The sequence below is a fragment of the Nitrospirota bacterium genome, assembly GCA_040754395.1.
Taxonomy (GTDB): domain Bacteria; phylum Nitrospirota; class Thermodesulfovibrionia; order Thermodesulfovibrionales; family SM23-35; genus JBFMCL01.
Genome location: JBFMCL010000008.1, coordinates 13263 through 27646 on the forward strand (window position 1 = coordinate 13263; position 14384 = coordinate 27646).

Sequence of the window (14384 nt, forward strand, 5' to 3'; positions counted from 1 at the left end):
TATGGTAAGCCTCAGGATTTGATACACAGCGTCCTGCCCTGAAGTGCAGCAACCTGACAGACTGGAGGTATCTGATGCAGAGAGAAAAGCCTGACAGACATGCGGACATTCTTCTGACTAACGGAATGGTCCTCACCATGGATTCTGATAATCGTATCATTGAAAACGGCGCAGTTGCCATAGAAAAGGATACAATTGCCGCAGTGGGAAATGCAGATGACATGGGAGCATGGACGTCATCACGCATTATTGACGCGGGTGGCGGAATCATCATGCCCGGACTGATAAACACCCATACCCATGCAGCAATGACGCTGTTCAGAGGGATTGCTGACGACCTTCCTCTCATGGATTGGCTGAATCATCATATATTTCCTGCCGAAGCCAGGCTCGACCGCCGTAAAGTCGGGTATGGTACAAAACTGGCGTGCGCGGAAATGATATTGTCGGGAACAACCTGCTTTTGCGACATGTACCTTTTTGAAGACGCGGTTGCAGATGCTGCGAGTGAAGCAGGCATGAGGGCGGTGGTGGGAGAGGTTCTCTATGACTTTCCCTCACCTCACTATGGTCCGATCGGACAGGGATTTGCGTTCACCAGGCAGCTTATTGAACGATGGAAAGGCGATCCCTTAATCGTTATTGCAGTTGAGCCGCACTCGCCCTATCTGTGCGCGCCTGAACTGCTGCAGACGGCTGCGTCCATCGCGCACGAACACAATCTCCCTCTCATCATGCATGTTTCCGAGACAATGAGCGAAATCTCCATTATGAAGGAACGGTACGGAAAGACCCCGGTTCAATACCTTGCAGATCTCGGCATACTGTCTCCCAATCTGCTGGCCTGCCACTGTGTTTTTCTCACCGATGCAGATATCTCTCTTTTGCATGCATACGGGGTTAAGGTTTCCCATAACCCGGAAAGCAATATGAAGCTTGCATCCGGCATTGCACCGGTTCCTGCCCTGTTGAGAAAAGGCGTTTGTGTAGGGCTTGGGACTGACGGATGCTCAAGCAACAATAATCTTGACCTGTTCCTTGAAATGGATACTGCTGCAAAGCTTCATAAAGTGGATACGTCTGATCCCACAGTCATGAACTCACGAACAGTGCTGAGAATGTCCACCATAGACGGCGCAAGAGCACTCGGACTGGAAGAGGTAACCGGTTCTCTGGAACCGGGGAAAAAAGCAGATATCATTGTCATGAACACCGCCAAACCGCATCTGACGCCAATGTATCATCCTGAATCGCACATGGTCTATGCTGCAAAGGGCAGCGATGTTGAGATGTCCGTGATTAACGGCAAAGTGGTGATGGAGAAAGGCAGACTGCTCACCATTGATATTGATGAAGTGATGGAGGAAGTCAACTGGATTGCGAAGGAAATCAGCAATGGACGATAGCGGATCTTCTTTTCCTGAAAACTCCCGGAAGACGGGTTATTTTCCCGAATGCAGCATTATCGTTACCGGTCCGTCATTGACCAGATGCACCTGCATGAATGCCCCGAAATCACCTGTTGCGGTTCTGATTCCCTCTGCCCTCAGCTTCTCGGTGAATTTCAGGTAGAGTTCCTTTGCCTTCTCAGGGTCCTCGGCATTGTCAAAGGAAGGACGGTTGCCTTTCCGGCAATATGCAGCAAGGGTAAACTGGGAGACTACGAGCAATTCTCCTTTTATGTCCCGAATTGAGAGGTGCATTTTTTTCTGACCGTCCTCGAAAATCCTGAGATTGGAAACTTTCTTTGCGAGATACTCAATCTCTGATGCTGAATCGCCTTTTTCGACTCCGAGAAAGACCAGGATGCCTTTCCCGATCTCCGAAACGGGAATGCCGTTCACCTCGACCCTCGCGTGAGAGACACGTTGCAGTAATGCCTTCATTGCACAATAATTACCCTTATTGCCATGGTGTACAGGCAGTTCCCATCCTTACATGCGGGGCAAGGAATAGTTAATACCACAGCATGGCTTCAAAATCAGAAGTCGGTACAGGAATTGTGATATGTCCTCTCCACGGACAGCGCTCTATTTCTTCACCATTTTTTGTCACTGAAACATGGAGGCTTATTTCTTCTTTTTCCCGCGCGTCAAGATCACTGAAATGAATACCTATCTCGAAGACGTCCTGAACCGCAATATCGGTAATGTCCTTTCGTTTTTGCCATTCACCGTCAGTCTTCAGGAAGAACTCTGCACGGAGTTTAGGTTTGAAAGAAATTTCAATTTTCATCTGTGACTGCTTGAGCAGATGGAGCGATATCTTTGTCCCGTCAGGAAATTCATGAAAAGGGATTGCAGGGTCGAGCCTCAAAAACAGGGTATCCTTGTTAAACCCGTAATAGAGAAACGAAAGGATGCTTTCTGACTTGTGCATGCTTCCTCCCGACTTTCTTGTCTCGACACGGGCCCCCTGATACCATTCATAATAGCTTGTCACAAGCCCGTCGATTCTTGGTTCAATGAAACCCCTGATCGCGACAGAAGGTGAGACGCTCCTGTCTTCTCGCAGTACCGGGATGAAGAGATGCGGAGGTATTTCTTTTCCGAGCGCGGTATAGACATTCATCAGGTTCATTCTGAAAAGCTCATCAAAATCCTTCTGTGTCTCCGTGGTGTGTTCATCTCCGTACCACCAGTTCCAGTCACTCCCCTCAGCGATATAGAGAGACTTCCATGCGGCTGAAGTATCTGTTGCAGGATACGCGTTTTCAAATGCGCTCAGTTCGTGTCTCGTCTCGGTCAGATAGTCCCATGCGGTATTGTCTTCTTCATGACCGATCCATATGCCGAAATTGGCGTAAATCCACGAACCGGTATGAAGTTTAAGCAGTGGGTCTCCCGGCCCGAATTCCATGAGAAATTCCGAAACCGTGGTCATTTTGAGATGCTTTTCACGGGAAAGTCCCTCATAGAGATGTCTGAGAAAATCACTGCCGTCGTTTCCGTAGTATTCCCATGCATTTTCTCCGTCCAGAATAACGGAAACCAGGTGAGGCTTGTGGTCGGCAACAGAAGAGCGGATACGAAGAAACCTGGCGATGAGGTCATCTGCCGCCTTTTTGGGGTCCCATTTGGAATACATAAATCCTATCAGATCCGATAGTTCATGGTCCCTGAATATGACCGAAACATCTTCATACTGGTAGGGTTTGTAAAGGATATCGGGTGCCAGAAGATTCCTCGATGAATCCCTGAGCTGTTTTTCAAGTGAGATTGACAGGATGTCCTCATCGGTTCCTATCCACTGTATTCCCTCCTGCGCAACCAGTTTCAGGACCTCCGGACTGACTGAACCCTCTGACGGCCACATGCCGGAAGGCCTGACCCCGAAAGTCTTTTCGAAAAAATCAATTCCCATCCTGATCTGTTTCAGCGCATCTTCCGGATGGGCAAATCTTCTTTGAGGGAGCCTGATATCAGGCAGCGCGATCCTTGCAGAATTCGTGTCGCACAGCAACGGGAGAATCGGATGATAGAAGGGAGAGACGGAAAGCTCTATCTGTCCTTTTCCGAGAGCTTCTGCATATGCGGGAATGATCTGTTTGAGTATGTCAAGCTGCCGCGAAACGAGGAAATTCTTGTCTTCCTCCGAGAAATCCTTTCCTTTTTCCACAAGAGACGCAAGGAACGGATCCTGTTGCCTGAATAGCGGGTCGATCCAGCTAAGGTTAAAGAGTACCTGAAGGTCAAGAAAATCATTACGGCTGAAGTAATTGATCATCCTTGCAAGATCGCTTCTGATGAGGCGCATGCCTCTTTTCATAAGCAGTTCATGGTACCGTGCAAACGGTTTGATCATGTTGTCCCAATTTGCCAGAAAGAAATTTTCGAGCAGGAAGATTCTGTCGTCGGTATCCAGATCAGACGCATTTTTCAGAGTCAGTTCAAGATAGCGGTCATGAGCGTTATTGCGAGTGTAATCGATGAGCTGTTCAAGAAGGGACGGAGTATAATTGAATGTCTGCCTTATCTCAGGAAATTCAAGCTGGATTTTGAGCATGTCGAGGTAATCCTTTGTCCCGTGGAGCCGAACCCAGGGAAGACGGTATGAACCTGTTTGCGGGTCCTTATAGAACGGCTGGTGCATATGCCAGAGAAAGGCGATATGCAGCGGGCTATCTTTCATACTGGAAGATGTATTCGTCCGGTTTTGCGAGACCGAAATCCTCACGCGCGTGTTTTTCTTTGTAAAAGGGGTCTTCTTTCAGCAGTTTTATATGTGATTTGATCTGTGCATTCTCACTTTCTATCTCCTGGATCTGCGCTTCGAGAAGGACTTTTTTCTTGTGGATTTCACGGTAGCGGAGAAGTCCCATATCGCCGAAGATAAGACTGCTGAGGATATAGAGAAAACTGAGAAGGAAGATCGTGAAGAATATCAGTTTCCTTTTTTTCCTCTCGGAAGCTACCTGTTTTCTTAAAAGATTGACCGGTGCAGCCATTATGTTACATTATAAAAAGAATCTCTTCCTTTGTATACCGCAGAATGCGCAAGCTCTTCTTCGATTCTCAGCAGCCTGTTGTATTTTGCGATGCGTTCGCTTCTTGCCAGAGACCCCGTTTTGATGAACCCTGTATTGCATGCGACAGCAAGGTCAGCAATGGTAGTGTCTTCGGTTTCCCCCGACCGGTGTGAAATCACTGCCGTATAATTTGCCTTTTTTGCCATTTCGATAGCATCCAGGGTTTCGGTAAGGGTGCCGATCTGGTTCAGTTTGATAAGGATTGAATTTGCAATTCCTCCGGATATCCCTTTCCGCAATATCTGTGTATTGGTTACGAAAATGTCATCTCCCACAAGCTGTATTCCTCTGCCCAGCTTCTGCGTGAGCGTTTTCCATCCCTCCCAGTCGTTTTCCGCAAGACCGTCTTCAATGGAAAGGACAGGGTATTTTGCCGTGATATCCTCATAGTAAGCGATCATCTCATCTGACGACTTGTGAATGCCTTCAAACCTGTACGTATTGTTTTCGAAAAACTCGGATGCAGCGACATCGAGCGCAAGGAAGACGTCCTTGCCGGAAGAGTATCCTGATTTTTCAATTGCCTCCAGAATAAGGGATATTGCCTCTTCGTGGGTTGAAAGATCAGGGGCAAAACCTCCTTCATCTCCGATAGCGGTGTTCAGCCCCTTTTTCTTGAGAATGCCCTTAAGGGAATGAAAAATCTCTGATCCAGCCCTGAGTGCCTCGGCGAAATTCCCGAGGCCGGCGGGAACGATCATGAACTCCTGGATATCAAGATTGTTGTCAGCATGGGCTCCTCCGTTAAGAATGTTCATCATGGGTACGGGGAGTTCCTTGGCATTGCACCCGCCGATATATCTGTAGAGAGGCATTCCTGCCTCAAGCGATGTTGCTTTGCAAATGGCAAGTGAAACGCCGAGTATCGCGTTTGCTCCCAGTCTGCTTTTGTTCTCTGTGCCATCAAGGCGTATGAGAAGATTGTCCAGATACACCTGATCTTCTGATTCAAGTCCCAGTAGTTTCGGCATGATCTCTTCATGGATATTTCTGACCGCGTTCCGGACACCCTTGCCATGAAAACGGCTTCCGCCATCCCTGAGTTCGAGGGCTTCCCTCTGGCCTGTTGACGCTCCCGACGGGACAGCAGCGTGGCCAAGCGCGCCGGTCTCAAGGAGCACATCAACCTCGATTGTCGGATTCCCCCTTGAATCAATGATCTCTCTTGCAGCGATGTCGATTATCTCTCCCATCAGACCCTCCTGTTATAGATATTGTTTCAGCATTTCTTCTGCCCGTACCACATCCATCGGCTTGTCTTTCAGTTCAGCCCTATCAGAGATATGCCTGAGCGTTGTCTCTAAAAATATCTTAAAATTGTGAATCTTTTCAAGGATTTTCTCATGTGGTGGTGCTTTATGGGAAAAAATCATGCTGAAGAAATATGAGAATTCCTCATAGTCGTCATACCGCAGCATTTTGAACGTGAAACTTTCAAAATAGCGCATGAATGATTTCAGTTTTTCGAGGATGTCCGGTAGTTGTTCAGGGCGCCCCGCCCTCTCTTCGATGACGGATAAAAACCTGTTCAGCACATAGATGTCCTCTTTCAGCTTAACAGACTGATTCACCCGTGTTGTGTAATTACAGAATATGCCCTCGCCCTGTATCCGTGGCCTGAAGAATTGTGTAAGCTGGACAATGCTCTGTTCCGTGAGGTTTTTGAGAATGCCTGTGCTGTTTTCGATTTTTCCCCTGAAGTGCTGAGAGGTCTTTTTGTGCATGATGCCTTTCAGCTCCTGCAGGTAGACCCTTTTCATTTCCATCGAAAACTGATAGGAAAGTGAATTCAGGAGGTCTCTGAGATCTGTATTTTTACTGCTTTCTCCTGTCTTTCTCACGAAAGTGTGGAACATGGTGATTTCAGACCTCAGCAGGATAAGTATCAGCAGTGATGCATGAAGTGATACCCTGTGCTGAGAAGTGATGTCGATATGGCCGACGTATCGGAGAAAACGGAAAAGATAGATGTAAAGGAGGGAAACGCTTTTCTTGATCTTCGGATCCCTGATGGATTTCACGATGTTGGCAATTTCTGCATTTTCTATAATATCAAAATCAGGGTTGATGTCCTTTCTGAAGGGATTAAGGTAGGTATTCTCCCTGATTTCCCTGCTTATAAGCTGACCGATGTTTTTGAAACTGAGATACGATATTTGCTTCGTTTTGAGAAGGTCTGTGACGATACCCTTCAGGTTTATGAACAGATCATACAGAAGATACATCCCCTTTTCCGGAGAGTCCTGTCTGTAGAGATTCCCGCGGAACACATCCCTTGAATGACCGCTGAGAAATTTTGTCTCGGTAAATTTCTGAAACCAGTATGCATTTTTATTGCTTTCGGGAATGACGACTTCAAGGATTGCAAGCATTCTGAATATGACATCCCTTACGGCAATCAGTTCATTGTGGAAATTCCTTGAGGTAAGATCTTCTCCGGCAGAGGGAAGGTACTCGACATGAAAAAATCTTTCCATTGACCTGAGAAGCACATCGAGTTCCGAATAGTGTTCCCTGTGAGCTTTTCTTGAGGCATCGAACCAGGTGTCTGTTTTTTCATGAGCATTCATTTCCGAATGACGTGTATCGCTTCCTTATGGACATCTGCAGCAGCCTCCATAAGCACTTCTGAAAGTGTGGGATGAGCGTGTATCGTGTCAGCAATATCTCTTGTCCTGAGCCCCATCCTGACAGCGAGTGCAGCTTCATGAATGAGATCCGAGGCATGAGGGCCAATGATGTGGACACCGAGTATCCTGTCCGACTGTGCATCGGCCACTACCTTGACCAGACCTTCGATCTCGCCTGTGGTATGTGATTTGGCCAAAGCTCTGAATTCCATATGCCCTGTTCTGACTTTTATTCCTTTTTCCTCGGCCTGATATTCCCTGAGACCGACGGAAGCGACCTCCGGTGAGGTAAATATAGCGTTCGGAACGCTGGCATAGTCGATTCTTTCGTTCCCGCCCATGATGTTCTTCACCGCAGTGATGCCTTCTGCTGAGGCTACATGGGCAAGCAGAAGCCCGCCGACCACGTCACCCACTGCATATACAGACGGAACATTTGTTTCCATTCTCTCGTTTACCGCAATCTCTCCGCAAGGACCCTTTGAGACCCCGGCTTCTTCGAGACCGATGTCTTCGCTGTTGAACAACCTGCCTGCGGACACCAGCACTTTTTCGGCTGATATCTTCCTGCCGTCGGCAAAAGAAATATGAATTCCGTCCTCTTTCACATCAACCTTTTCCGCCTTGATATTTGTCAGCAGGGTAATCTTTTTCTTTCTGAATTCCCGCTCGAGTATTTTGGAGATCTCGGTATCCTCTGTTGACAATGCTCTCGGGAGCATCTCGACAATCGTCACATCAGCCCCAAGCGCGCTGAAAATGCATGCGAACTCGCAGCCGATTACTCCCGCTCCCACGACAATAAGGCTTTTCGGTATTTCTGTGAGCATCAGGGCATGATCGCTCGAAAGTATTCTCTGTCCGTCAAACGGAAGGTAGGGTATCTGCAGAGGCTTCGAACCAGTTGCAATGATTACGCTGTCAGCATCGATTCTTTCTCGCTGCCCGTCCCTGAGGGTCACCGAGATCTCGCGGGGAGAGGTCAGCATACCATGTCCCTCTTTGAGGACAATGCCCCGGCTGCTGAAAAGGCTTTTTATTCCCTTGATCTGGGTATTGACGATTCTGTTCTTTCTGGAGATAATCCTGGAAAAGTCGGGAACGGCTTCTCCCCGCAGTTCGATGCCGTAACTCTCGAATTTGCTGGCCTTGCCTGCCATTTCGGCAGAGGCAACAAGGGCTTTTGTCGGGATACACCCCCAGTTAAGGCAGGTGCCGCCAACTTCGGTCTTCTCGATTACAGTTACCTGAGCGCCAAGCTGGGCGGCCTTAATCGCTGCAACATATCCACCGGGTCCTGAACCGAGGACCGAGATCCTCATTTTGCTTCTTCTTCGACATATTTGAGGTATTCCGATGAATCCATCAGATCTTCAAGTTCAGAGGTGTCATCGAGCTCAATTATGGCTATCCAGCCTTTGCCGTAAGGGTCTTCATTGATGATCTCCGGGGATTCGGAGAGATCCTCATTCACTTCGACAATCCTTCCGGTTACCGGAGCGATGAGCGATGAAGTCGCTTTTGTTGACTCTATCTCGCCTATCTCGCTGTTGGCCTCAACGTCAGAATCGACTTCAGGAAGATCAATGTATACGATGTCACCGAGGGAGTCCTGTGCATAGTCGGTAATTCCCATAGTCGCTTTCTTGCCAGTCACTTTAAGCCATGTGTGTTCTTTATGATATTTGAGATCATCTGGGTTCATGTATTCCTCCTCGTAAAAAATTGCATCACTTAGATTTCTTATCATAGGTTTTTCTTCTTTGTCAAGGAGAGTTCGCACGGGACCTGTTGCAATGGTACTACTATTGATACTATACTATTTTTATGGACACGATCGCGGAAATAATTCTTCAAATGAGAAACAATGCACGCGATGTGAGGTTCACGGACTTATGCCGGGTATGTGATTATTATTTCGGCATAGCCCGGCATAAGAGGAGCAGCCATAGAATATACAAAACACCGTGGCCCGGAGATCCTCGAGTGAATATTCAGAACGATCGAGGAAAAGCGAAAGCATATCAAGTAAAACAAGTACTCCGAGCAATCGATTTATTGGAGGTTAAGCATGATACTGAAAAATGACCATTATACCTATCGCGTTACGTGGTCTGGGGAAGATAAAGAGTATGTCGGACTCTGCGCGGAATTCCCCAGTCTAAGCTGGTTAGCGAAAACACACGAGGCAGCGCTCAAGGGGATTCGGTCGCTGGTTGGGAAGGTTATAGAAGACCTCCGAAAAAATAAGGAGGAGATTCCAGAGCCGCTTGCAACCAGACACTACAGTGGAAAATTCGTTGTTCGCGTCACTCCTGAGACTCATAGAGAACTGGCAATTCGCTCGGCAGAAGACGGTGTGAGCCTGAACCGCCTAGTAGCTGATAAGCTGAGCAGGTGATTTTCTGTCTGTGTTCTGTCTGCAATCGTCTGCATAATCCAGATGATTTTTAATACTTAATGATACTTTATGACACTCTTAGGCAGTTGATGGTGTCACTGTAACAAACTGTAATATATATAAAATGCTGGTGCCGAAGGCCGGACTCGAACCGGCACGGAGCGGACTCCGAGGGATTTTAAGTCCCTTGCGTCTACCAATTCCGCCACTTCGGCAACGGATGATTTTAGACGATTTTATCCCGTTTGGTCAAACCTAATCAGGGCTTCCTGAACAGCGCATCAAGCTGCCTTTTGGCGTCTTCCTTTTCTTTTGCAGAAGAAGCGGATGAAGTTTCCCTGAAGGAGAAGTAGTCGCAGAAATTTGTCCTGTCACGTGTCCTTTGAAACTCCGCCTTCGGCTCAATGCATTTGTTGTGGCTTTTTTCCGAATAGAACCTGCAGTTCAGGCAGATATGAAGGTCTCCCCCGCACCTGGGGCAGGTTGCTTTCCTGGTGAATCCCCTGTCTGCCGTGACTTCGTGAACGCACAATGCGCATACCTTCATATTCTCCTCCGATAACTAGGATTAGCCCTTTCTGCTGCCCGGCGCAGTCCCCGAGAAGACTTCTGTTACTTGATCTTCTTGATGAAATCCTCAATAGGGATGGCTGCCAGGGTAAGAAGCTGCACAGACCCTCTTGCCCCAAGTTCAACCGACATCTTCATGATCGCATTGTTGTCGGCGGCCTCGACTATGTTCACGAAATCATATGGCCCGAGTACTGCAAACTGTTCTTTCACCTTAATGCCCATCTTTTCGAGTTCCTTGTTTACTTCGAGGATTCTTTTCGGATTCTCCTTGATCGTTTTTCTTCCTTCATCTGTGAGCGTGCTCAGGATCACATAGTGAGCCATTCAAGCCTCCTTTAAATGAGATGTGTATACAGCCGCGGGCAAACGAAGCATGCCCGGGCAGCCAATCCGTTTATTGCAGCCGGAAGACCATGTTCCTTCCGGATTTTTTTGCATGATACATTGCGCTGTCCGCGCGTTTCAGAAAGCTTTTCATCGTATCGTCATGATGGAATTCAGTAATGCCGATGCTGACTGTCTTGCTCACGATTTCCGGATGGCCGTCGAGAGTGAAAGGATAAAACAGCGTCTGGGAGACGGACTTCCTGATCCTCTCTGCCACAAACATCGCATCGTGATAGTTTGTTTCAGGGAGGATTACCGTAAATTCCTCCCCTCCGTACCTGAAGGCCATGTCGATGTCCCTTACATTCCTCATGAGCAGTTCACCGATTTTCTTCAGGACGAAATCTCCTTCCCAGTGTCCGTAGGTATCGTTGAAATCCTTGAAAAGGTCTACATCGATAAGGAGAAGGGAAAGGGTTCTGTTATGCCTTTTTGCCCTTTCGACCTCTTTGGTGAGCTGCGTGTAGAAATACCTCTGGTTATAGAGGCCTGTGAGGTCGTCAGTGATGACAAGTCTCTTCAGTTCTGCCTCGGCCTTCTTTCTCTCGGTGATGTCTCTGAGCGTAATGAGAATCGCCGGGCTTCCCTCATACTGTATATGATTCAGGAGGATCTCCATGAAAATCCCCTCTTCATTCTTGTGGATCATCCTCAGTTCAAGGGGAGAGTCGGTAGGCATCCGCTCGCTTACTCTTCTGATGTTTTCCGACAGCAAGTCCCTGCTGTCGGGGAACAGGAACCTCAGCACATCAATGCCCGTCATTTCTGATTCCTGATAGTTCAATATCCTGAGAAGGGTGGGATTGACAAACCTGATCACGCTGTCCTGTATTATCAGGATGCCTTCAAGCGACTGCTCCACGAGCGTTCTGTATTTCAACTCCGACTCCACGAGTGCCTGTGATTTCTGCCTGAGCATATTCCTCAGTATCGAGATGTAATCAGCCCTCAGGTTCTTGATGATGTCGCTCTTCGTGACTACGCCTATCACATCGCCTTGTGCGTCAACAACCGTAAGGCTTCTCGCCCTTCTGTCATCCAAGAGCCTTGTGGCATCATACAGATTCATGTCCTTGTTTGTTGTGGGTATAGCGGTAGTCATAATCTCGCTGACGTGATTGATCGTGGTGTTTTCGGCTACCGCCTTCGTGATGTTCCGCTCTGTGATCATTCCCTGGGGCTTGTTCTCCTTAATGACAAGAATGCAGCTTATGCGGTTTTTTGCCATGAGTGTGATGGCGTCTTTGAGTGTCTCCTCTTCGGTTACGGATACGATGTTCCGGGTCATGATCTGTTCTACCTTCTTGAGGCTGATAAAAGAATCGATACTCAGGTTTTTGATAATATCAGTCTGTGTCACGATTCCGATGACGTTGTGCTGCCCGTCGACAATCACCAGCCTCCTGAGGTTGTTTATTACCATGAGATTTGCGGCTTCCGGCAGTTCCGTATCTTCTGAGATCGAGATGACAGGGCTTCGCATCACTGTCCGGAGATCAACGGCATCGAAGTCGATATCCACACCGAGGAGGTAAATGATGTCTCTCTCAGTCAGAATGCCGACGGGTTTATTCTCTTCGACGACGACCACACAGCTTATGTCGCCCGCATTCATTTTCATTACCGCGGATTTCAGGGATTCCGCCGGATCGAGGGTTATGACATCGCGCGACATGATTGAGTTGATCCTGTCCAGATCCATTCAGGCCGACCTCCGTACACTCTATTATATAATATGGCACCTCCTGAGGCTATCACTATTCCTGCAGCGTAACAATCCGGCAGCGCCTTTCCGGAAGCGCTTCCAAATTGACATTTCACTTTGTTCTCTGATTAAATTAAAGGCATGTGGGAATATACCGATAAGGTGAGAGAACTCTTCCTCACCCCAAAAAATATTGGCGAAATCGAAAATCCGGATGCGACCGGTGATGTGGGCAGCATCGTATGCGGAGACGCGTTAAAACTGACCCTGAAGATCAACAAGGAGACAAACCGGATTACCGATGCAAAATTCCAGACCTTCGGATGTGCTAGCGCGATAGCGAGCTCCTCTGCGCTTACCGAACTGATTAAGGGGAAAACACTCGATGAAGCCATGCAGATATCCAACCAGGATATCGCGGACTTCCTCGGGGGCCTGCCCCAGGAAAAAATGCACTGTTCTGTCATGGGAAGAGAAGCCCTCGAAGCTGCAGTTGCGGACTATAGGGGTCTTCCGAAGCCGGTTGAGGAAGAGGGGAAAGTCGTCTGCAAGTGCTTCAATATCACTGAGGAGAAGATCAGGAAGGTTGCGGTCGAAAACCACCTCACCACCGTGGACGAGATCACTGACTATACAAAGGCGGGCGGCGGGTGCGGAGAATGCAGGGAGGATATTGAAGCCATACTGCGCGATATATGGTCACTGAAGGTCCCGGAAAAGGCTGCACAACCCAAAAAACTGACAAACCTCCAGAAGATCGCGCTTATACAGGAAATTATCGAACGGGAGATACGCCCCGGATTGCAGGCTGACGGGGGTGACATCGAGCTTATCGACATCGACGGGCACAGGGTTATCATCGCGCTTCGCGGCATGTGTACCGGCTGTGCAATGGCGGGTGTAACCATCAGCGGTGTACAGGACAAGCTCAGGGAACTGGTCAGCGAGGACATTGTCGTGGAGTCGCAATGAACCCTTTGTATTTTGACAATAATGCCACTACTCCTGTTGCACCGGAAGTGCGCGAGGCAATGCTTCCGTATCTCGGTGAACTTTACGGCAATCCTTCAAGCATGCATACCTTCGGGGGCCAGCTTCACAGGAAGATAGAAGAGGCAAGGGCAAAGGTCGCACAGCTTATCGGCGCGGATCCCGAAGAGATTATTTTTGCAAGCTGCGGGACGGAAAGCGACAATACTGCCATCATGAGCGCTGTCGAGTCTTTTCCGCAGAAGAGGCATATTGTCACCACCCGCGTTGAACACCCAGCGGTACTGAATTTCTGCAAACATCTTGCAAGAAAGGGGTACAGGGTATCATTCCTGCCGGTAAACAGCAAGGGGCAGCTGAATACCGACGAACTGCTGCGAATTCTCGATGATGATACTGCCGTGGTGTCTGTCATGTACGCGAACAATGAGGTGGGGAATATCTTTCCCGTCAGGGAAATAGGTGAAATATTGAGGGAAAAACGGATACTGTTCCATACGGATGCGGTCCAGGCTGTGGGCAAGGTGCCGATAAATATTAAAGAACTCCCTGTCGACATGCTGTCGCTCTCCGGCCACAAGCTGCACGCACCGAAGGGGATTGGCGCACTCTATGTCAGAAAGGGAACGCGATTTTCTCCGTACATCATCGGAGGCCATCAGGAGAAAGGAAGAAGGGGAGGGACAGAAAACGTTGCGTCTATTGTCGCACTGGGAATGGCATGTGAACTTGCCGCCCGGAACCTGACGGAGGAAGTTGCATATCTCCGGCGACTGAGGGACAGGCTTGAGGAGATGCTGGTGCAGTCGTGTCCGGATGCGCGCGTCAACGGCGATGTCTCCAGCAGGCTGCCGAACACCACGAATATCAGCTTCGAATACGTTGAGGGAGAAGCGATACTCCTGAGACTGAATGAATACGGCGTATGTGCCTCATCAGGGTCTGCATGCACTTCAGGTTCGCTCGAGCCCTCACATGTGCTGAGGGCAATGGGCGTGCCCTTTACGGCTATTCACGGATCTGTTCGGTTTTCCCTGAGCAGGTATAACACTGAGGAGGAGGTCGACAGGGTGATCGGGGTCATGCCCGACATCATAAAGAGCCTCAGGCAGCTTTCTCCTTTCGGCAGGGATAAAGCCGGCCAGACTATCAGCTGTTCGTGATATCCGA

The 14384-nt window shown here is 48.6% G+C and carries 14 protein-coding genes and 1 tRNA gene; 4 read left to right on the plus strand and 11 right to left on the minus strand.

Annotation, left to right across the window (positions count from 1 at the left end; genetic code table 11):
• The first annotated feature begins 74 nt into the window (after positions 1 to 74).
• Complete coding sequence (locus AB1552_05510; GenBank protein MEW6053236.1) at positions 75 to 1406, plus strand: amidohydrolase; 1332 nt, start codon at positions 75 to 77, stop codon at positions 1404 to 1406.
• 36 nt (positions 1407 to 1442) lie between these two features.
• Here the strand turns inward: AB1552_05510 and dtd are convergent, their stop codons facing one another.
• The 7 genes from dtd to gcvH all read right to left on the minus strand — a co-directional run bounded on the left by dtd (position 1443) and on the right by gcvH (position 8863).
• Positions 1443 to 1886 carry a D-aminoacyl-tRNA deacylase gene (gene dtd, locus AB1552_05515; GenBank protein ID MEW6053237.1) on the minus strand — a complete coding sequence of 148 codons (444 nt, stop codon included), beginning with the start codon at positions 1884 to 1886 and terminating at the stop codon, positions 1443 to 1445.
• Positions 1887 to 1956: 70 nt separating this feature from the next.
• Positions 1957 to 4131: a glycoside hydrolase family 57 protein gene (locus tag AB1552_05520; GenBank protein MEW6053238.1), complete on the minus strand. Its 2175-nt coding sequence runs from the start codon at positions 4129 to 4131 to the stop codon at positions 1957 to 1959.
• Entirely contained in the window at positions 4121 to 4447 is a 327-nt protein-coding gene (locus AB1552_05525; GenBank protein ID MEW6053239.1) for a septum formation initiator family protein, read from the minus strand. Before AB1552_05525 ends, AB1552_05520 begins: the two co-directional genes overlap by 11 nt.
• The gene (gene eno / locus AB1552_05530; GenBank protein ID MEW6053240.1) at positions 4447 to 5721 is read right to left on the minus strand and encodes a phosphopyruvate hydratase; all 1275 of its coding nucleotides are present in this window, start codon (positions 5719 to 5721) and stop codon (positions 4447 to 4449) included. Before eno ends, AB1552_05525 begins: the two co-directional genes overlap by 1 nt.
• Before the next feature lie 12 nt (positions 5722 to 5733).
• Positions 5734 to 7098, minus strand: a complete 1365-nt coding sequence (locus tag AB1552_05535) for a hypothetical protein (GenBank protein MEW6053241.1) — start codon at positions 7096 to 7098, stop codon at positions 5734 to 5736.
• Positions 7095 to 8480 (minus strand): dihydrolipoyl dehydrogenase, encoded by a 1386-nt coding sequence (gene lpdA, locus AB1552_05540; protein ID MEW6053242.1) that lies wholly within the window; start codon positions 8478 to 8480, stop codon positions 7095 to 7097. Before lpdA ends, AB1552_05535 begins: the two co-directional genes overlap by 4 nt.
• Entirely contained in the window at positions 8477 to 8863 is a 387-nt protein-coding gene (gene gcvH / locus AB1552_05545) for a glycine cleavage system protein GcvH (protein ID MEW6053243.1), read from the minus strand. Before gcvH ends, lpdA begins: the two co-directional genes overlap by 4 nt.
• A gap of 366 nt (positions 8864 to 9229) precedes the next feature.
• Here gcvH and AB1552_05550 point away from each other — a divergent pair, with 366 nt between their 5' ends.
• The gene (locus tag AB1552_05550) at positions 9230 to 9559 is read left to right on the plus strand and encodes a toxin-antitoxin system HicB family antitoxin (GenBank protein ID MEW6053244.1); all 330 of its coding nucleotides are present in this window, start codon (positions 9230 to 9232) and stop codon (positions 9557 to 9559) included.
• Positions 9560 to 9687: 128 nt separating this feature from the next.
• Here the strand turns inward: AB1552_05550 and AB1552_05555 are convergent.
• From AB1552_05555 to AB1552_05570, 4 genes are all read right to left on the minus strand, one after another.
• Positions 9688 to 9774 (minus strand) — tRNA-Leu (locus AB1552_05555).
• Positions 9775 to 9818: 44 nt separating this feature from the next.
• Entirely contained in the window at positions 9819 to 10106 is a 288-nt protein-coding gene (locus tag AB1552_05560) for a hypothetical protein (protein ID MEW6053245.1), read from the minus strand.
• Between the two features lie 65 nt (positions 10107 to 10171).
• A complete protein-coding gene (locus tag AB1552_05565; protein MEW6053246.1) occupies positions 10172 to 10456 on the minus strand; it encodes a GYD domain-containing protein in 285 nt (94 codons plus the stop codon).
• A 70-nt stretch (positions 10457 to 10526) separates the two neighbouring features.
• Complete coding sequence (locus AB1552_05570; GenBank protein MEW6053247.1) at positions 10527 to 12221, minus strand: diguanylate cyclase; 1695 nt, start codon at positions 12219 to 12221, stop codon at positions 10527 to 10529.
• Between the two features lie 144 nt (positions 12222 to 12365).
• On the opposite strand from AB1552_05570, the gene nifU reads away from it, so the two are divergent.
• Positions 12366 to 13196: a Fe-S cluster assembly protein NifU gene (nifU, locus tag AB1552_05575; GenBank protein ID MEW6053248.1), complete on the plus strand. Its 831-nt coding sequence runs from the start codon at positions 12366 to 12368 to the stop codon at positions 13194 to 13196.
• Positions 13193 to 14377: a cysteine desulfurase NifS gene (gene nifS, locus AB1552_05580; GenBank protein ID MEW6053249.1), complete on the plus strand. Its 1185-nt coding sequence runs from the start codon at positions 13193 to 13195 to the stop codon at positions 14375 to 14377. The genes nifU and nifS overlap by 4 nt, the downstream gene beginning before the upstream one ends.
• Positions 14378 to 14384: the final 7 nt, after the last annotated feature.